13 protein-coding genes are annotated in these 18925 nt (G+C 72.2%); 8 read left to right on the forward strand and 5 right to left on the reverse strand.

The features are described from left to right. Window positions 1–24: 24 nt before the first annotated feature. Window positions 25–1386, forward strand: coding sequence for an FAD-dependent oxidoreductase (locus AB5J87_RS03690; RefSeq protein ID WP_369373855.1), 1362 nt, complete (start codon window positions 25–27; stop codon window positions 1384–1386). A 119-nt stretch (window positions 1387–1505) separates the two neighbouring features. On the opposite strand, the gene AB5J87_RS03695 is transcribed toward AB5J87_RS03690, so the two are convergent. After that, entirely contained in the window at window positions 1506–4982 is a 3477-nt protein-coding gene (locus AB5J87_RS03695) for a M28 family peptidase (RefSeq protein ID WP_369373857.1), read from the reverse strand. A gap of 162 nt (window positions 4983–5144) precedes the next feature. Between AB5J87_RS03695 and AB5J87_RS03700 the strand changes: the two genes are divergently transcribed. Next, entirely contained in the window at window positions 5145–6137 is a 993-nt protein-coding gene (locus AB5J87_RS03700; RefSeq protein WP_369373859.1) for a LysR family transcriptional regulator, read from the forward strand. A gap of 27 nt (window positions 6138–6164) precedes the next feature. Here AB5J87_RS03700 and tgmB read toward each other — a convergent pair whose 3' ends face one another. Further along, complete coding sequence (tgmB, locus tag AB5J87_RS03705) at window positions 6165–7085, reverse strand: ATP-grasp ribosomal peptide maturase (RefSeq protein ID WP_369373861.1); 921 nt, start codon at window positions 7083–7085, stop codon at window positions 6165–6167. A 15-nt stretch (window positions 7086–7100) separates the two neighbouring features. Continuing rightward, window positions 7101–7292, reverse strand: a complete 192-nt coding sequence (gene tgmA / locus AB5J87_RS03710; protein ID WP_369373863.1) for a putative ATP-grasp-modified RiPP — start codon at window positions 7290–7292, stop codon at window positions 7101–7103. 265 nt (window positions 7293–7557) lie between these two features. On the opposite strand from tgmA, the gene AB5J87_RS03715 reads away from it, so the two are divergent. From AB5J87_RS03715 to AB5J87_RS03735, 5 genes are all read left to right on the forward strand, one after another. Next, window positions 7558–7794 carry a hypothetical protein gene (locus AB5J87_RS03715; protein ID WP_369373865.1) on the forward strand — a complete coding sequence of 79 codons (237 nt, stop codon included), beginning with the start codon at window positions 7558–7560 and terminating at the stop codon, window positions 7792–7794. Between the two features lie 561 nt (window positions 7795–8355). Continuing rightward, window positions 8356–9315: a hypothetical protein gene (locus tag AB5J87_RS03720; RefSeq protein WP_369373867.1), complete on the forward strand. Its 960-nt coding sequence runs from the start codon at window positions 8356–8358 to the stop codon at window positions 9313–9315. Between the two features lie 169 nt (window positions 9316–9484). Further along, a complete protein-coding gene (locus tag AB5J87_RS03725; protein ID WP_369383344.1) occupies window positions 9485–10936 on the forward strand; it encodes an amino acid permease in 1452 nt (483 codons plus the stop codon). A 301-nt stretch (window positions 10937–11237) separates the two neighbouring features. Then, window positions 11238–12290: an SIS domain-containing protein gene (locus AB5J87_RS03730; protein WP_369373869.1), complete on the forward strand. Its 1053-nt coding sequence runs from the start codon at window positions 11238–11240 to the stop codon at window positions 12288–12290. A 96-nt stretch (window positions 12291–12386) separates the two neighbouring features. Continuing rightward, complete coding sequence (locus tag AB5J87_RS03735; protein ID WP_369373871.1) at window positions 12387–13985, forward strand: alpha/beta hydrolase; 1599 nt, start codon at window positions 12387–12389, stop codon at window positions 13983–13985. Here AB5J87_RS03735 and AB5J87_RS03740 read toward each other — a convergent pair. Then, window positions 13973–17128, reverse strand: coding sequence for a GH92 family glycosyl hydrolase (locus AB5J87_RS03740; protein WP_369373873.1), 3156 nt, complete (start codon window positions 17126–17128; stop codon window positions 13973–13975). The two genes, AB5J87_RS03735 and AB5J87_RS03740, sit on opposite strands and share 13 nt — an antisense overlap. 348 nt (window positions 17129–17476) lie before the next feature. Between AB5J87_RS03740 and AB5J87_RS03745 the strand changes: the two genes are divergently transcribed. After that, window positions 17477–18475 (forward strand): LacI family DNA-binding transcriptional regulator, encoded by a 999-nt coding sequence (locus AB5J87_RS03745; RefSeq protein ID WP_369373875.1) that lies wholly within the window; start codon window positions 17477–17479, stop codon window positions 18473–18475. 117 nt (window positions 18476–18592) lie between these two features. Here the strand turns inward: AB5J87_RS03745 and AB5J87_RS03750 are convergent, their stop codons facing one another. Further along, window positions 18593–18859 (reverse strand): hypothetical protein, encoded by a 267-nt coding sequence (locus AB5J87_RS03750; RefSeq protein WP_369373877.1) that lies wholly within the window; start codon window positions 18857–18859, stop codon window positions 18593–18595. Window positions 18860–18925: the final 66 nt, after the last annotated feature.

Consider the following 18925-nt stretch of genomic DNA (forward strand, 5'->3'; position numbering starts at 1 on the left):
GTCGGTCGAAGGGAACCCCCAGTCATGCCCCGCCCTCTGCGGATAGCCATCGTCGGTGCCGGCCCCGCCGGGATCTACGCCGCCGACGCGCTGCTGAAGTCCCCGGCCGCCACCGAGCCCGGCGTCTCCATCGACCTCTTCGAGCGGATGCCCGCGCCCTTCGGCCTGATCCGCTACGGCGTCGCCCCCGACCACCCCCGCATCAAGGGCATCGTCACCGCCCTGCACCAGGTCCTCGACAAGCCGCAGATCCGCCTCTTCGGCAACGTCGACTACCCCGGCGACATCACCCTCGACGAACTCCACTCCTTCTACGACGCCGTGATCTTCTCCACCGGCGCCACCGCCGACCGCGCCCTGACCATCCCCGGCATCGAGCTGGACGGCTCCTACGGCGCCGCCGACTTCGTCTCCTGGTACGACGGCCACCCCGACGTCCCCCGCACCTGGCCGCTGGAGGCCGAGAAGGTCGCCGTCCTCGGCGTCGGCAACGTCGCCCTCGACGTCGCCCGCGTCCTCGCCAAGACCGCCGACGAACTCCTGCCCACCGAGATCCCGCCGAACGTGCACGAGGGCCTCAAGGCCAACCGGGCCCGCGAGATCCACGTCTTCGGCCGCCGCGGCCCCGCCCAGGCCAAGTTCAGCCCGATGGAGCTGCGCGAGCTCGACCACTCGCCCACCATCGAGGTCATCGTGGACCCCGAGGACATCGACTACGACGAGGGCTCGATCGCCACCCGCCGCGCCAACAAGCAGGCCGACATGGTCGCCAAGACCCTGGAGAACTGGGCGATCCGCGACACCGGCGACCGCCCCCACAAGCTCTTCCTGCACTTCTTCGAGTCGCCCACCGAGATCCTCGGCGAGGACGGCAGGGTCGTCGGCCTGCGCACCGAGCGCACCCGCCTCGACGGCTCGGGCAACGTCGAGGGCACCGGCGAGTTCCACGACTGGGACGTCCAGGGCGTCTACCGGGCCGTGGGCTACCTCTCCGACGAGCTGCCCAAGCTGCCCTGGGACGTGGCCTCCGGCACCGTCCCCGACGAGGCCGGCCGCGTCATGGCCGCCGGGGAGCACCTGGCCTCGACCTATGTGACCGGCTGGATCCGGCGCGGCCCCGTCGGCCTGATCGGCCACACCAAGGGCGACGCCAACGAGACGGTCGCCAGCCTCCTGGACGACGCCGCGGGCGGCCGGCTGCGCACCCCCTCCGCGCCCGACCCGGAGGCCGTCGACGCCTTCCTCGCCGAGCGCGGTGTGCGCTTCACCACCTGGGAGGGCTGGTACCGCCTGGACGAGGCCGAGAAGGCCCTGGGCCGGCCCGAGGGACGCGAACGCGTCAAGATCGTCGAACGGGAGGACATGCTCCGCGCCAGCGGCGCCTGACCACGGGTCCGCGGCCGGAGCCTCCTGAGCGGGCCCCGGCCGCGGCCGTGCCGTACGGCACGAAAGCGCGCCCCCGCCCGAAGGCGGGGGCGCGCCCCCTCGGATCGTGCCGGGCGACGTCAGCTCACGTTGAGCGTGATGTCGTCCACGACGTAGGAGGTCTGCAGGGACTGGTCCTCCACGCCGTTGAACTTCAGGGTGACGGTCTGGCCGGCGAACGCGGAGAGGTCGAAGGACTTCTGCGCGTATCCGGAGTTCGCGTCGAGGTTGGAGTAGCTGGCCAGGGTCTGGCCGCCCACCGAGACGGTGAACGTGTCATAGGCCACGTTCTCGGTCTCGTCCGTGTCGATGTGCTGGAAGAACGAGAGCCGGTAGGCGGAGCAGCCGGACGGGATGGCCAGCGACTGCGAGACGCTGTCGGTGCGGGGCGAGCCCCAGCCGTTGAGCCATGCCATGTACGAGCCGCCGTGCGGCGTCTCGCCGGCCTGGTTGGTGATGACGCCCGAGGTCGCGGTCCACGGGCTGGAGCCGCTCTCGAAGCCGCCGTTGACGACGAGCTGGCGCGGCGTGCAGCTGCCGCCGCCGACCGTCAGCGTGTACGTGGTGCTGTGGCTGACCGTTCCGGCACCGGTCACCGTGAGGGTGTAGGTGCCCGGCAGGGTGGCGGAGCCGACCTGCACGGTGAGGGTCGAGGAGGCGCCCGACTGGACCGACGTCGGGTCGAGGGTCGCGGTGACCCCGCTGGGCGCGCCGGAGACCGACAGGGCGACGGTCTGCGGGCTGCCGCTCACGGTGGTCGTGTTCACCTTGGCGGTGACGCTGCCGCCGGGGTTGGCGCTGCCCGACGACGGGTCGGTGGCGAGGGAGAAGTCCTGCGCCGGGGTGGTTCCGCCGACCGCCTGCTTCCAGATCGTGTACGCCACTCCGTCGGCGCTGCGGTCCAGGACCGTGGCGCTGATGTTGCTCGGGGTGTCGCAGGAGCTGTGGTAGCAGGAGTCGTACGCGGAGTTGGCGGTGCCGCCCCACTTGGCCGCCTGGGCCGAGGTCTTGCGGGCGCTGGCACCGGCCGCGTAGCCGGAGGTCGGGACGCCGGCCTGCTGGAAGGAGTAGTCGTCGCTGCGGCCCTGGCCCTCCACGTTCTCCTCGGGCGACAGGTTCAGCGAGTCCCAGTACGCCTTCATCGGCTGGGAGGTCGCCGAGTTGAGGTTGTTGATGAAGTAGCCGCCGTTGGGCGAGCCGACCATGTCGAAGTTGTAGTAGCCCTTGATGGCCGCGCGCTGGGTGCTGGAGAGCTGGTTGACGTAGAACTTGGAGCCGTTGAGGCCCTGCTCCTCGTCGGTCCACCAGGCGAACCGCACGTGCTTGGTCATGGTCGGGTTCTTCTGGGCCAGGACCAGCGCGTTCTCCAGGAGCGTCGCGGAGCCCGAGCCGTTGTCGTTGATGCCGGGTCCGGCCGAGACGCTGTCCAGGTGCGCGCCGAACATGACGGTCTGGTCGGCGGGGCCGCCGGGCCAGTCGGCGATCAGGTTGTTGGACGGGTAGGTGCAGGTGGTGCAGCTCTGCTCGGCCACGGTGTAACCGGCGGCCTGCAGCTTGCCCTTGATGTAGGCGACCGACTGGGTGTGTCCGCCGCTGCCCGCGCGGCGGTTGCCGCCGTTCTGGGTCGCGATGGTGCCCAGCTGGTTGAGGTGGCCCTGGACGTTGGCGACGTCGATGTTGGGCGGGTCGGTGCCGGGCGGGGTGCCGCCGATGTTGAGCGCGTAGTCGACGGTGTGCGAGAGCGTGCCGCCCTGGCCCTTGACCGTGACGGTGTACGCGCCGGGGGCGGCGTTGGCGGTCGCGGCGAGCGTCAGCACCGAGGACTGGCCGGACTGCACGGTGGCCGGGTTGAAGGAGGCGGTGACGCCGGAGGGCAGCCCGGAGGCGCTCAGCGTCACGGACTGGGCGTTGCCGGTGGTGACGGCCGTGCTGACGGTGGTGGTGACCGAGCCGCCCTGCTGCACGGTGCCGGACGCCGGGTTCAGCGCCATCGAGAAGTCGTTCTGCCCGCTCGGGCTGCAGGTCGGGTCACCGGACTGCGCGGGCACGCTGATGGCGTCCCAGGCGGCCTTGGTCTTGGTGAACAGATCGCAGGTCGGATCGAGCGTCTTGGCCGAACTCAGGGTCGCCGTGCGGTACTTCTTGTACGACATGCTGCTGGTCTTGAGCAGCATCCCCCCGTAGAAGATCTTGCCGGCGTTCTGGACGCCCACCCCGGTCACGGTGCTCTGGTTGCAGGTGGGGCTGCTGGGCTTGCCGCCGCCGGGGCTGCTGCCCTCGGCGAGTAGGTAGAACCAGTGGTTGAGCGGACCCGCGGCGGCGTGCACCTCGGTGCCGGGGATCGCGGAGCTGTAACAGTTGGGGTCGTTGTTGACGGCCGACGGGTTGTACATGTTCCGGATCGGTCCCCGGCCCTGGAGATTGATCATCTCGCCGACCGTGTAGTCCGGGGTGTCGTACGGGGCGGGCTCGTTGGTGTACGCCTCGGTGAGCGCGCCGAAGATGTCGCCGGTGCCCTCGCCGAGCCCGGCCTCCTGGCCGCTGGTGCCGCCGGGGGTGTTGCTGTCGATGGCGTGCCCGTACTCGTGGGCCACCACGTCGATGCCGGCGATCCACTCGTTGGCGCTGTTGTGGCCGATGGTGACCGAGCTGCCGTCCCAGTAGGCGTTGAGGTCGCTCAGCCCGACCTTGCCGGGGAAGCTGCCGCCGTTGCCGTTGACCCCGTTGCGCCCGAGCCAGGAGCCGAGCATGTCCCACTGCTTCTGCGCGGCGAACATCAGGTCCGCGCAGCCGGTCTCCTTGCTGGTGGGGTTGCCGGTGCCCCAGGAGTCGGAGGACTTGCTGAAGACCGAGCCGGTGCTGTAGTCGGCGCAGCTCAGACCCGGCCGCCGGGGGTCGCGCAGCGAGTAGCTGCCGCCGGAGCCGGTGGTGTCGATGGTGAGCGGACTGGGGCCGTTCCACTTGCTGTTGGCGGTGCCCGCCACGACGTCGTCGTGGCTGTCGATGAACTTGCCGGTCCGCGCGTCGACGAAGACGTGCAGCTTGCTGGGCGCGGTGCGGGTGCGCCCCGCCAGTACGGTCTCCCAGGCGAGCGTGGACCTGCCGTCCTTCAGCCGGACGACGAGACGGCTGTCCACCACCTTGTCGACCTTGGCCAGCCGGGCGCGCGAAGTGGCCTCGGCGGCCTTGGCGGTGACGGACGGCGTGGTGGCCACGTCGACTCGTACGGCCGAGGCGGACTGCACGGTCCGCACGTCGCCGGTGCCGTCCGCGAGCACGACCGCGTCACCGCCGACGACCGGCAGCCCGCGGTAGCTGCGCTCGTAGGCGACCGAGTAGAGGCCGTTCACCCAGGGGGTGACCGTGTGCCGCTCGTACCGTTCCTGCTGGGAGTTGACCAGGGAGTCGAAGCCGCTGCGGACCGCCTGGTCGGCGGCGGCGATCGCGCGGGAGAGGGGGGTGGGCCGCTGGTCCGGCCCGGGCTGCGAGTGGGGTGCGGCCGATGCCGTACCGGCTATGGTGCCGGTCAGGCCCGTGGTCAGCGCAAGCGCTGCCACGGCGGCCGTGAGTCTGAAGGGGCGCAACGTCCACTCCGATCGTGGGGGGGCCTGTTCTTCGCCGCCGAGTATGAACGTGGACATGGCAAACGTGGTACATACCAGTCGGGCATAGGACGCGAGTTATGGTGCGCCGGGGACGCCCTGCGTACGCTCGGCGCTATGCAGCTGGAGTTGAGGCATCTACAGGCCGTGATCCAAATAGCGGAGGCGGGCACCCTGGGGCGCGCCGCACGCCGCCTCGGCGTCTCCCAGCCGTCCCTGTCCGCCCAGTTGCGCCGGATCGAGCGCGTGACGGGCGGCGACCTCTTCGTCCGCAGCCGGCTCGGCATGGACCTCACCCCGCTGGGCCGGTTCGTGCTGAGCCGGGCGCGCCGGGTGCTCAGCGAGATGGACGCGCTGGGCGGCACCCACGCCCGCGCGGTCGCCCGGGACACCCCGCTGCGCCTCGGCTGCATCCTGCTCGTCCTGCTGGACGGGCTCCTCGAACAGACCGACCTCTCGCTCTCCGGCCAGGAGATCACCGTCGAGGTGGAGCACTCGGTGACCGCGCTCGCCCGCCTCCTGGGCGCCGGACGCTACGACGCCATCGTGTACGGAGAGGTGAACGAGCACGAAGTCCCGCTGCCCGAAGGGGTCATGGTGCGCACCCTCATCCCCAAGGAACCGTTCTACGTCCGTCTCCCCGCGGCCCATCCGCTGGCCGGACGGGACCGCGTCGACCTGGCCGATCTGGCCGACGAGCCCTGGATGACGCTCCTGGAGGACGACGACGGCGGCCCCGAGGCGTTCGTGGAGGCCTGCGCACGCGCCGGGTTCGTCCCCGAGCTGCGCCACCGCATCACCGACCGCGCGATGCAGTACCGCCTGATCGCGGGCGGCCGGGCGGTCGCGCTCAGCCAGCCCACCGCGCCCCAGGCCGCGGGCACCGTCCTGCGCCCGCTCGTCGGCAGCCCGCTCACCGGCCGCATCCGGCTCGCCTGGAACCGCGCGTCCGTCCCGGTGGCCCAGGCCCAGCTGCTCTACCGCGCGGCGGCCTGCGCGTACCTGGCCAACGTCGACAACCACGCCTTCCACCGCACCTGGTGGGACACCCACCCCGAACTGCATCCGCCGTACGAGAACATGGAACACCAGCATCCCGCCGACCCTTGACGCACCGTCAGCCCCGGGCGGCGGGCCTCAGCGGGCCAGCCAGGCGGCGACCGCCTCCGCCATCGGCTGCCCCGTCTCCAGCTCGACGAAGCCGAACTGGCCCCCCTGGTTGCACTCCAGGAACCACCACAGCCCGTCCTCGTCCTCCGCGAAGTCGAAGGCCGCGTACGCCAGTCGGGCCAGCCGCAGATACGCGCGCACCGCCACCGCTGTCCGGTCCGGCACCTCGACCGGCTCCCAGCGGTGGCCGCTCTCGTCGAAGCGCCCGTCCACCACGCCGGGCGCGCAGACCTTCCGGGCGCCGAACAGCCGCTCCCCCACGCACGTCAGCCGGACGTCCGCCTTCTTCGGCACGTACCGCTGGAGCAGCACCGGTCCCGCCCGCACGCTGGAGAAGTCCTCCCCGGGCCCGATCAGGGTCGTCGGCAGCGCCGTCCCCGGCTGGTCCGGCGGCGGCCCGGCCGCGCTCTTCACCACCACGTCCCGGTGCTCCCGGGCGAACTGCCGGGCCACCCCGGGGACCGTGGTGACCACCGTGGGCGGCACCGCGAAGCCGCTGGAGTGGGCGACCCGCAGCTGCCACGGCTTGTGCCGGGCCCGCTCGGCCTCGCGCGGATGGTTCATCCAGCGCGCCGACGCGGAGTACAGCATCCCGTACAGCGCCTGCCCGGTCTCCGCGGTCAGCCACGCCGAGGGCTCCGCCGCGTGCGCGGCCGGGCGGCCGGGGCGGCGCACCCACACCGAGCGCAGGCCGCTCATGCTCACCAGGAAGCCGTCGACCGACAGATGCCCGGCGAAGTCGCCGTGGGCGTACTCGGCGGAGAGCACCGCACGGCCCGGCAGGTCCGCGGGATCGAGGCGCACCAGGGGCACGCCCCGCCGGTGCAGCTCGGTCACCACCAGGTCGGTGGTGACGTCCTCCTCGCAGGTCAGGATGAGGACCGTCATGCGGCTGCCGGGCCGTCAGTCGTCGAAGTGGGTCTGGGAACCGGCGGTCGACGCGGTGGTGCCGGCCGCCCGGAGCAGCTCGCGGTCGTCGACGGCGGGCCGCCCGTCGGGCAGGACGTTCAGCTGCCGCGAGGGGTCGAAGCGATAGGCGACCGGCAGGTCCGCCCGCTGTTTCGGCACGGCGTAGCGCAGGGTGAACGGTGTCATGAGGAGCCTCCCGCAGCGGGTCACGCTGATCCATTCCGATCCATGTGCACACCTGTACGTAGTGCCCCTGTGGGGAATTCATCACGTACTGCCACATCCACGTGAAGGACGTCACACCGGGCCACTTGGTTGCCCGGGGCGCCGCATCCCGGGTCGGGGAACCGGGCGAACCCCACGGGCAGTCGGGTGAAGCCAGGTTTCGCCGCCGCCCATTTCGGTGATCGCTGTGGACGTCACGATCCGCCTCCACCCCACAGGAGCACCCATGCGTTTGCGTACCACGATCACGGCGAGCGTCCTCGCCCTCGGTGTCGTCCTCGGCGGCGCTTCGTCCGCGCTCGCCCACGACGGCGGCCACGGGCACGGCCGTCACCACAGCTCCGAGGGCGGCAAGCACTCCAGCTGCCACACGGCGATGGGCAGCTCCGCCAACCGCGGCTCGTTCCTGGAGAGCGACTGCGAGAAGGAGAGCTGGGGCCACAAGGAGCACGGCCGCTACTGATCGCGCGGTGCGGTGTGGCGCGGCGCGGGGTTTCGCCCCCGCTCCGCGCCACACGCGTGTGTGCGCTTCCCGTCCCACGGGACTTCGCAATCCGGCCACGGCCGAAAAGCCGCTCCGCCGCTCCCGGCTCTCGACTCCCGGCCCCGGCGGGTGAATCCGCTCCGGGAAATGGGTGGGGGCATTCCGAATTCCGTCGCGGCCGGAGGACGGCGGGACCCATTTGTCGCTCTTGCCGGTCGGCGCAGCGCACGGCCCGGGGCGCCCGCGATCGGTCGCATCCCAGCCGGATGCCTTCCCAGCAGCGCTGACGAACAGTCATGGCGGCTTGTGAATATGCCAGACGCATACTTTCCGCCACTCGGGACATGAGGAACGGTATTCACTCCAAACCTAAATGACTAGGAACCAGATATTCCGGGCGACGAGTTTCGATACGACTTCATGATGAGTAAGGTGTCCCTCGCTGTCAGTGAGCCTGCGTAGGGGCACCCGCCTTGGCTTAATTCGGCGTGGCCGGAATGCGTATGCGGATGACGTCGTCTTCGGGATGGAGAGGGGATCGTGACTGCGGGCACGTTCGAAGGACAGTACGTCTGGCATCCGGCCGCCGACGACCGCGAGTTGGCGCGCGCCTGCGTGGACGTACGGGCCGGCAGATATCTGAGCGCGCACAACGTCCTCAAGGACGCGCGTACCGATTTCGAGGTACGCGCCCACCGCTCCCTGGTGCTCGCCTCCGAGGCGGCCGACTCCGACCTGGCCGAGCGCTGGCTGGCCGAGGAGTCCGCCTCCCCCGAAGCGGCCCTGCTCGCCGCCCGGGTGGCGATGGTCCGGGCGTTACGCATGGCCGACGCGCACGACGGGCGGGCGGCGGCGCTGGTGCGCATAGCCCAGGCGGCGTGCGCGCGCGCCGCCAAGCTGCTGCCCCAGGACCCCACTCCATGGGTCGCCCAGCTGGCACTCGCCCGCTTCGAGGGCACCTACGACCCGGCCCCCAAGGGGCTGTTGACCGCCCCGGCCGGACCCTGGCTGCTCTTCTCGCACATCCTGCGGCTCGACCCCTGGAACCGCGAGGCCCACCACCGCTTCCTCTCCTTCTTCTTCACCCGCCACGGCGGTTCGGCGAGCGCCCGCTGGGACGTCGCCTCCTTCCTCAGCCACCGCGCCCCCATCACCTCGCCGCTGCGCCTGCTGCCACTGGTCGCGCTGGTCGAGGAGCACGACCCGGGCGCGCTGCTCGCGGACACCACCTGGCAGCAGCCCCAGTGGACGGCCACCGCGCTGGGCATCTACCAGAACTGGTTCCCGCGCACCGCGGCCTACCGGTTCACCCCGGTGCTCGACCTGGCGTACCTGGCACACGCCCTGTTCATGGCGAAACGTGAATTCGAGGCACGGGAAGTCCTCACGGCGATGGGCCCGTACGCCTCGCGCATGCCCTGGAGCGCCTTCGGCGATCCAGAGGAACGGCTCAACCGGGCCCGGCGGTCCTGCGGACTGCCCACCCCCGGCCCGGCCTGAGCCCCCGCCCGGCGCCCCGGCCGGTCAGCACTCCACCCGCGCGTCCCGTCACCCCCCACCGGAAAGGCTGCCACCCGTGTCCGAACGCACCTCCCGACTCCGCTCCAGAGAGCCACAGCACGACACCGCGACCGACATCGCCATGGACGACGACGCGACGCTGCACGCCATGGGGTATCCGCGCAAACTGACGCGCAGGTTCCACGCGTTCGACAACTTCGCCATATCGTTCACCATCATCAACATCATCTCCGGGATCTTCTCCGCGTTCGGCTTCGGCATGGGGGCCGGCGGCCCGCGCATCCTGATCTTCGGCTGGATAGGCGTCTCGGTGATGGTGCTGTTCGTCGGGGCGGCGATGGGCGAGATCGCCTCCGCCTACCCGACCAGCGGCGCGCTGTACTTCTCCGCGGGCAAGCTCGCCAAGCGCCACCGGGGCGCCTGGTCCTGGTACACGGGGTGGCTCAACTTCGTGGGCCAGGTGGGCGGCACGGCGGCCACCAACTACGCCGCCGCCACCTTCATCCAGGCGTTCGTCGCCATGCAGTGGCCCTCCTACGACCCGACGCCGCAGCAGACCGTCGGCATCGCCGCGGTGATCCTGGTGGTGCAGGCGCTGGCCAACACGTACACCGTGCAGCTGGTCGCGATCGTCAACCGCATCTCGGTGTGGTGGCTGCTGATCGGCATGGTGGTGATCGTCGCCGCGCTCACCCTCAAGCCCTCCCACCACCAGTCGGCCTCCTTCGCCAACCACTTCGTGAACACCACCGGCTTCAGCAGCGGTCTGTACGCCGCCATGCTCGGCCTGCTGGTGACCAGTTGGACGTTCACCGGCTTCGACGGCAGCTTCCACATGTCGGAGGAGACGGTGCGGGCCACCGTCAACACGCCCAAGGGCATCATGCGCGCGATCATCTACTCGGCGCTCGCCGGACTCGTCCTCATGCTCGCCCTGGTGTACGCGATCCGCGACTACGCGGGCGAGGCGGGCTCGGACGCCCCGCCGGTGCAGATCCTCATCGACGCGCTGGGCCTGGGCACCGCCAAGCTGCTCCTGCTGATCGTGATCGGCGCCATGCTCTTCTGCGGCCTCGCCAACATGACCAGCAACACCCGCCAGATCTTCGCGTTCTCGCGGGACGGCGCCATGCCCGGCTCGCGCTGGTGGCACTCGGTCTCGCTGCGCACCCGCACCCCCGTCAAGGCGGTGTGGCTGGCGGCGGCGTGCTCGCTGGTGCTGATCGTGCCGGGCTGGTGGTCGCACACCGCCTTCACCGCCATCGTGAGCGTCAACGTCGTCGGCCTCTACCTCGCCTACGGGGTGCCGATCTTCCTGCGGCTGCGCCTGGACGACTTCGAGCCCGGCCCGTGGAACCTGGGCCGCTACGGCAAGCCCGTGGCCGCGATCGCGGTGGGCTGGATCGTGCTCAGCAGCGTGCTGTTCATGCTGCCGCAGAGCTCCCCCATCACCACCACCTCGTTCAACTACGCGCCGATCGCCCTGGGCGCGGTGCTCTTCATCGCCACCCTGTGGTGGTTCGCCACCGCGCGCCGCCGCTTCCAGGGACCCGTCAGCTACGGCAGCCCCGACGAGGTCGCCGCGATGGACCTCATCTGATCCCAGCGCTCCCCCGGGCCGCGTCCCCCGCCTCCTCGGCGGCGGTGGCGCGGCCCGCGCGCTGCCCGCCGCGGGGTACGGGATTCCCTACGTCATTGGGCGTGTGGATGCAGGTGGGACAACTGCGGCCACGCCGGGCGACTTAGCCACCGTGCGCTCCCCCGGACGCCATTCCCCCACCGGGCCGTGCGGAGGGATGATCCTGCCTTCACGTCCTCCTCGCGCGCTCCAGAGCCGCCCCGTCCCTCTCTCCGCGCTCCCGGCACCGCATCGCAGCGGGAGCGCACGAAAGGACCCCCCGATGCCCGGATCCCGTATCACCTTCCTCGACGGCCTGACCGCCCAGCCGCAGGCCCTGGAGCGGGTGACCGCCCAGGTGCGGCGGCAGTTGACCGGCGCCGCCCTGGACCGGCTGCGCACCGCCCGGCGCCCGCTGCTGACGGGCATCGGCGCCTCCTACGCCGCGCTCGCCCTGCCGGTGGAGGTGCTGCGCGCCCACGGCGTGCCGGCCCAGCGGGTGCTGGCCAGTGAACTCGGCGCGGGCCTGCGCGGCTTCGACACGGACCTGCTGATCGGGGTGTCGCAGGGCGGTCGCAGCACGGAGACGGTGGCGGCCTTCCGGGCGGCCCGCGGCGTCCCCGCCCTCGCGGTCCTCAACGTCACCGACTCCCCGCTGGGCGCACTGGCCGCGCTCGCCGTCGGCCTCGGCGGCGAGCCCGACTCGGCGGCCTCCACCATCGGCTTCACGGGCACCGTCGTCGCCCTCGACCTGATCGCCGGGGTCATCGCGGGCCGGGACGGCGATCCGTGGCAGGGCGTGGGCGAGCGGATCGAGGCGGTGCGGGCCCGTACCGGCGAGGTGGTGGCCGCGCTGCGGGCGCGGGCCGCGCGGTGCGTCGCCGTCGACTGCGTGGCCTCGGGCGCGTCCCGGGTCGCGGCCGAGGAGGCGGCCCTGCTGCTGCGCGAGGTGCCCCGGATGCCCGCCTCGGCGTCGGTCACCCGCAACTATCTGCACGGCGAGATGGAGTCGGCGGGCAACACCCTGCACCTGGTGTTCGGCGCGGGCCGCGAGGTGGAGCTGGCCCGCTCGCTGTCGGCGGCGGGCCATCTGACGCTGCTGGTGACCACCGCGCGCGTGGAGCCCGGCGACAGCCTGGGCGTGGTGCGGCTCCCCGAGTGCGCCCCGACGCTACGGGCCGTCCTGGAGACGGTGGTGGCGCAGGAGCTGGTGGCGGTGCTCAGCGTGGAACGCGACGTCCCGCTCGACTCGTTCGTCTTCGTCAACGACGACACCAAGGTCGGCGGCGCGGGCACCGCGGCATTCGAGCACGCCGAGCCGGTCCCGGTGGCCTGAGAGCCCTCGCGACCCCCCTTCGCCCGCCCGGAGGCCCCCGGTCCGCAACGGCGAATCCCGTGCGACGACCGCGGCCATACGGCTACCCTGAGTGACATGAGGACCGCGTACGGCAAGCAGTTCCGCGTCCGGGTCCGGGCGGCGACGCCCGTGGCCGCCCTCCTCTGCCTGACGAGCACCTGTCTGTCGGGCGCCGCGGCGGCCCCGCTCCCGGCGACGGCCGCCGCGCGTCCCGGCGCGCCACCCGCCTGGCACAGCTGCGTCCGCGATCCCCAGGACGCCCCGGGCAGGGAGCTGGCCGCGGCGGGCGGGCGCTGCGCCGAGATCACGGTCCCGCTGGACCACTTCCGGCCCGGCGGGACCAAGATCCGGGTCGCCGTCGCCCGCGTCCCCGCCACCGACGCCCGCCACCGCATCGGCACGCTGGTGGTGAACGAGGGCGGCCCCGGCGATCCGGTGATCGACTATCTGATGGACCGTCATGCCGCTCTCGGGAAGCTGGCGGCCCGGTTCGACCTGGTGGGCGTCGACCCCCGGTTCGTGGGCCGCAACGACCCCCTGGACTGCCGCTGGCCGACCTCCGCCTACTTCCGCTCGGCGGGCACGGGCCGGGCCGGGTTCGACGCGATGGCCGCCTTCGAGCGCGGCCTCGCCGACCGGTGCCGCCGCGCCGCGGGCGCCCTGCTCCCGTACGCCTCGACCCGCGACGCCGCCCGCGACCTGGACGCGGTGCGCGCGGCCCTGGGCGAGCGCCGGATCTCCTATCTGGGGATCTCGTACGGCACGTATCTGGGCGAGGTCTACAGCGCGATGTTCCCCGGCCGCACCGACCGGGTCGTCTTCGACGGTGTGCACGAGCCGGGCCGCCTCGCGCCGTGGCCGGAGTACGGCACGGAGGGCGCCAATGAGGACGCCCTGCGCCACTGGGCCGCCTGGGCGGCGCCCCGCGACGCCGCCTACGGGCTGGGGACGACCACCGACGCGGTCCTCGCCACCGTGGGCCGCATCCAGGCAGCCGCCGCCCGCACCCCGCTGCGGGTGGGGGCGTACCGGCTGGACGAACACGTCGTCCCGCTGCTGCTGTACGGGGTGCTGGGCGACGACCGGGCGGAGAGCGACGCGGAGATCGCCGTCATGGTGGGCACGTTGCGGCGGGCCGCCGAGAGCGGCCGGGCGGACCCTGATCCCGCGCTCGCCGGTCTCCTCCCCTCGCTGTTCACCGGCCGGGACTCCGCCTACGGCAGCACGCAGACGGCGTTCCTGTGCGCCGACACACCGGGTCCGCGCGACCCGGAGGTCTTCCGGCGGGCCGTCGAGCGCGGCCGGGCCCGGCATCCGCTGTTCGGGCCGCTGCTCAACGACATCACGCCCTGTCCGTTCTGGCCCCGCCCGCGCGAGCGGCCGACGGTGGTCGACAACGACGTGCCGGCCCTGATGGTCAACGCGACCCACGACCCGCGCGTGCTGTACTCCGAGGCCCGCGCGATGCACACCAAGTGGCCGAGCTCCCGGCTGATCACGGTGCGGGGTTCCTACCGGCACGCGGTGTACGGGGTGTCGTACGGCAACGCGTGCGTGAACGACGCGGTCAACGCCTATCTGGCCGACGGGCGGCTCCCCGCCACCGACACCTCGTGCCCGGGTGCCCGCCCGCCGGACCTGACGTCGACCGCGTCGCCGGATCAGGTGCCGTAGACCTCCAACTCGTAGATGCGGGCGGCCTGGTCGGCGGTCTGGGTCGGGGTGATGACCGAGAGCCGGACGTAGCGGGCCGTCGTGGTCACCGGGTGGGTGGTGACGTCGGCGGTGTTGCCGCGCGCCTGGGCCACCGTGGTCCAGGCCGTGCCGTCACCCGAGACGGCCAGGTCGAAGTCCTTGGTGTCCAGGCTCGCGCTCTCCCCGCCCGCGCCCGCGTGGCGCACGGTGACCGAGGACAGGGAGTGGGCGGCGCCGAGGTCGACCTGGAGGGTCTTGGTGCCGGCGGCGAGCGAGCACCACTTGTCGCTGTTGCCGCCGCTCACGCTGCCGTTGACCGCCTTGTCGGCGGTCTCCGAGGAGTTGCAGGGCGCGGACCCGGTGGCGGGCCGCCCGAGGGCGAGGTTGCCGCTGCCGCCGCCGTAGACCTCCAGCTCGTAGATGCGGGCGGCGCCGCTGTTGGCGTTGGACGCGCTGGTGACCAGCAGCCGGACGTAGCGGGCCGTGCGCGGGGACACCGGGTGGTAGGTGCGGCTGGCGCGGGATCCGGTGACGGTGGCCGCGGTGGTCCAGGAGCTGCCGTCGGTGCTGGTCTGGAGCTGGAAGCCGCCGGTGTTCCAGCCGGTGTTCTCACCGCCGAGTCCGGCGTGCTTGACCACGAACGAGGACACGGTCTGCGCCGACCCGAGGTCGACCTGGAGCGAGGGGTTCGCCGCGGCCGAGCACCACTTGCTGTTGTCCTTCAGCGATCCGTCGACGGCCTTGTCGGGCGATTCGGCGGTAGCGCAGACCGCGGTCCCGGTCGCCGTCCGGCCTTCGGCGAGGTCGGGGCCGAGTTCGGGGGCGGCGGGTACCGGGGTGGCCCCGTCCTGGAAGGAGGGCGGTACGTCGGCCGCGCCGGTGCCCCAGACCGCGCCCGGGGTGGCACCCGTCGTGTAGGCGAGGGTGGCGCCCGAGGCCACGTCCGGGTAGCGCAGGTAGTTGTGGCTGGTGGCCGTCCCGTTCACGGTCAGCCCCTGGACATACGGGCCGGAGCCGGAGGCGGTGACGCTGATGTTCCCGGCGTCGCGCTGGATGAGGACGGACGGGAACTGCGGCCCGTGCAGTGCGAGGGTGTCGGCGCCGGGGGTCGCCGGATACATCCCGATGGCGGCCCACACGTACCAGGCCGAGGTGGCGCCCAGGTCGTCGTTGCCGGGCAGGCCGCCCGCGCCGGTGGTGAAGGACTCGGCCATCACCTTGCGCACGGCGTCGGTGGCCCCGGCCGGGTGCCGGGCGTAGTTGTAGGCCCAGGGAACCCCGTGCTCGGGCTCGTTGCCGATGTAGTAGTACGGCCTGCTCTGACCGGCGTTGACCTCGGTGAAGTGGTGGTCGAGGCGCTGTACGGCGGTCTGCCGTCCGCCCATGGAGTTGATCAGGTCGGCGAAGTCGTACGGCACCATCCAGGTGTACTGGGAGGCGTTGCCCTCGGTGAAGGTGGACTGGCTCGCCGGGTCCAGCGGCCAGGTCCAGGAACCGTCGCTCCTGCGCTGCTGCACATAGGACGAGTCCGGCCCGAAGGTGTTGCGCCACCACTGCGCGCGGCCCATGTGGGTGGTGTAACCGGAGCTGTCTCCGAGCGCCTTGGCGAACTGGGCCACCGCGAAGTCGGAGGCGGAGTATTCGAGCGAGTCGGAGGGGTCGTCCAGGTAGTGCAGGCTGGTGTAGGTGGACTGGCGGCCCCGGATCGCGCTGCCCTGTGCGGTGCCGCCGTTGGACGCCTTCTCCATCAGCGCCAGCGCCGCCGAGGTGTCGAAGTCGCGCGCCCCGAAGGCGTACATGCTGGAGACGATGATCGGGCCGGGGTCGCCCGTCATCACGAAGTCCTCGTTGGTCTGCTGCGACCACTTGGGCAGCAGACCGCCCTGCTGTCCGTCCAGGACCATCGACTTGGCGATGTCACTGGCCTCGGTCGGCGCGATCAGCGCGACCAGCGCGGCCCAGGAGCGGTAGATGTCCCAGCCCGAGTAGTTCTGGTAGACGGGCCGGGCGGAGTGGTGGACGGCGTTGTCGAAGCCCCGGTAGTCGCCGCCCGCGTCGCTGGAGATGTTGGGGCTCTGCAGCACGTGGTAGAGCGAGGTGTAGAACTTCTGGCGCTCGGCCGTGGTGCCGCCGGAGACCTGGATCCTGTTGAGCATCCCGTTCCAGGCGTCGTCGGCCGCGGAGCGGACCGCGCCGAAGTCCCAGCCGCCGTTCTCCGCCGCCATGTTGGCCTGGGCGCCCGCCACGCTCACGTACGAGAGGGCGACCTTGAACTGGACCGTGCCGCTGCCGGTGGTGTCGAAGGTGACGTAGGCGCCGGTGTTGGTGCCGGAGGCGTTCGCCGAGCCGTCGGTGACGCTCCCGCCCGACCAGGTGCCGAAGCCGGTGGGGGTGCGGTCGAAGCGGATGTCGAAGTAGATCTGGTAGGTCTTGGAGGAGCCGCAGAAGCCGCCGGCGGTGACGCTTCCGGTCAGCTCGTCGCCGTTGACGCGCACGGTCCCGGCCCGGCCGCCGGTCGCGCTGCGGCCGGTGGCCACCAGCAGCCGCGAGGACGTGGAGGCGGGGTAGGTCAGCCTGCCCATGCCGGTGCGGGTGGTGGCGGAGAGCTCGACGTCGGTGCCGTACCGGTCGAGGCGGGTCTTGTAGTAGCCGGGCCGGGCCACCTCGTTGGACTTGGTGTAGCCGGACGCGTAGCCGGTCCAGTCGGTGCCCGGGGAGCTGCCGAGCGCGCCGGTGACCGGGAGCAGCGGCAGGTCCTCGTTGTTGGCGCAGCCCGCGCCGTCGAAGTGGGTGAGGCTGAAGTCCTCGACGGAGGTGTCCTTGTAGCGGTAGCCGGAGGGGGACGCGGTGGGGGTGTCGGGGCTGAACTGGACGCCGCCGAAGGGCACGACCGCGCCCGGGTAGGTGCTGCCCCCGGCGCCGCCCGGGACGGGGTTGGGCGCGTTGCTGTCGTCGGTGCCGATGAACGGATCGACGTACTGGGTCAGCGGGAGCGGGGCGGCGGCGTGGGCCGGGGCCGCGGCGATGCCGGCGAGCCCGGAGGCGGCCAGGGCGAGGGCGCTCAACGCGCCCAGGCACCGGGAGCGGTGCCGGGATCTGGAGGGGTGCACGGATCGGAGCACGAGGGGGGACCACCTTCTCGCGGAGGTCCGCTCGCCGTCCGGCGGGCGGCCTCGGGACGGGAATGCTCGGGGTGCGGATGAAGGATGGGCGTGTGAACGTTACCAATCAACTCAGGATTGTTGAGGTGTCCCTGACGACTCGTCAAGAGTGCGGGGCGAAAACGAGCCCGGCTCCGGCCGCCCAGGCTGGGAACGTTACCAAGACGCGGGCGTGGCGCGGCCCAGGCCGCACCAGTGGTCCCAAGGTCCCCTCGTCCGGCCTGACATGCGCCGCCATCTGCAATCATCTAGGCGTCGCACCGCCGTTCCCCGGTCCCCCCGGATCCGGATCCACCGCTGAGGAGGCCCGTGAAGCGCCCGACGATGAAGGACGTGGCCCGCGCCGCGGGAGTGAGCCCCATGACGGTCTCGCGCGCGGTGTCGGGCGAGCCCGGCGTCTCGCCCGGTACGGCGGCCCGAGTCGAGCAGGCCGTACGGCAGTTGGGCTATCAGCGCAATGACAACGCCCGCAATCTGCGCCGCAAGAACCCCGGCACCGCCACCATCGGCCTGGTCGTGGACGACCTGGCCAATCCCTTCTACGCGCTGATGGCCCGCTCGGTGGAGGACGAGGCGCACCGGCGCGGCTGTCTCGTCCTGGTCGGCAGCACCAACGACGAGCCGCGCCGCGAACGCGAGGTGATAGCCGCGTTCACGGCCCGTCAGGTGGACGGGCTGATCCTCGTCCCCACCATCGGCGGGCACGGCTTCCTCAAGCAGCCGATGGAGGGCGGCACCCGGGTCGTCTGCGTGGACCGGCCCGCCAAGGGGCTGGCCGTGGACACCGTGACCGTCGACAACAGGGCCGGGGCCGAACGGGCCGTGCGCCATCTGCTGACCCTGGGGCACACCCGGATCGCCTACCTGGGCGACCGGTTCGGCATCTGGACGCAGGGCGAGCGCCACGCCGGATACGTCGACGCGCTGGCCGCGCACGCGATCCCCGAGGACCCCGATCTGGTCCGCCACGACCTGCGCTCCCGGGCGGACGCGGCGGCGGCGCTGGCCGGGCTGCGGGCGCTGCCCCGGCCGCCGACCGCCCTGTTCACCACCAACGACGTGATCACCATGGGCGTCCTGGACGGGCTGCGGGACACCGATCCCGTGGCCGTCGTCGGCTTCGACGACATCCCCCTGGCCGACCGGCTCACCCCGGCACCCAGCGTCGTCAGCCAGGACCCGGTGGCGCTCGGCACCACCGCCGCCCATCTGCTGTTCGCCCGGATAGACGGCGACCGCTCCGCGCCCCGCTCGGTCGTCCTGCAGACCCGGCTGATCGTGCGCGGGCCGGGGCGCCACGACGGCTGAGCCCGCCGGGTGCCGGGCCCCGGCCCCCGGGTCGGCGCACGTCGGCCCGCGGGCTCCGGGCCCCGGGTCAGCGGGGGCCGGGCGGCCGGGACCGGGCGCCGGGGAGGCGTCCGGCGCTCAGGGCGTGTCGCCCGTCCAGTCCCAGTGGCGCGGGTCGCCCGGGCGCGGCCCGTACCCGGCGCGGCCTCCCGGTCCGTGCGAGCCGATCTCGGTGGCGAGGGCCGCGCCTTCGGCCAGCTGCGCCTCGGTCCAGCCGGTGACGTCGAGCAGCAGCCCGTCCAGCGGGCCCGCCACCAGCTCGCGGTAGACGTGCCCCGGGCGCGGGCCGGGGTCCGGGTCCTCGTGGTCGGCACCGTAGACCCGGCGCCGTATCAGCTCGTCCATACGCGTCAGCGTGCCACCCACCACTGACAATGCCCGGGGCGGCGGTGACCCGGGTGCACCACCCGG

Source organism: Streptomyces sp. cg36, from assembly GCF_041080675.1.
Lineage (GTDB): Bacteria > Actinomycetota > Actinomycetes > Streptomycetales > Streptomycetaceae > Streptomyces.

Excerpts from the sequence above, each read along its gene's own strand:
- AB5J87_RS03690 (WP_369373855.1), top strand. The coding sequence starts at position 25 with ATGCCCCGCCCTCTGCGGATAGCCATCGTCGGTGCCGGCCCCGCCGGG.
- AB5J87_RS03700 (WP_369373859.1), top strand. The coding sequence starts at position 5,145 with ATGCAGCTGGAGTTGAGGCATCTACAGGCCGTGATCCAAATAGCGGAG.
- tgmB (WP_369373861.1), bottom strand. The coding sequence starts at position 7,085 with ATGACGGTCCTCATCCTGACCTGCGAGGAGGACGTCACCACCGACCTG.
- tgmA (WP_369373863.1), bottom strand. The coding sequence starts at position 7,292 with ATGACACCGTTCACCCTGCGCTACGCCGTGCCGAAACAGCGGGCGGAC.
- AB5J87_RS03715 (WP_369373865.1), top strand. The coding sequence starts at position 7,558 with ATGCGTTTGCGTACCACGATCACGGCGAGCGTCCTCGCCCTCGGTGTC.
- AB5J87_RS03725 (WP_369383344.1), top strand. The coding sequence starts at position 9,485 with ATGGGGTATCCGCGCAAACTGACGCGCAGGTTCCACGCGTTCGACAAC.
- AB5J87_RS03730 (WP_369373869.1), top strand. The coding sequence starts at position 11,238 with ATGCCCGGATCCCGTATCACCTTCCTCGACGGCCTGACCGCCCAGCCG.
- AB5J87_RS03735 (WP_369373871.1), top strand. The coding sequence starts at position 12,387 with ATGAGGACCGCGTACGGCAAGCAGTTCCGCGTCCGGGTCCGGGCGGCG.
- AB5J87_RS03750 (WP_369373877.1), bottom strand. The coding sequence starts at position 18,859 with ATGGACGAGCTGATACGGCGCCGGGTCTACGGTGCCGACCACGAGGAC.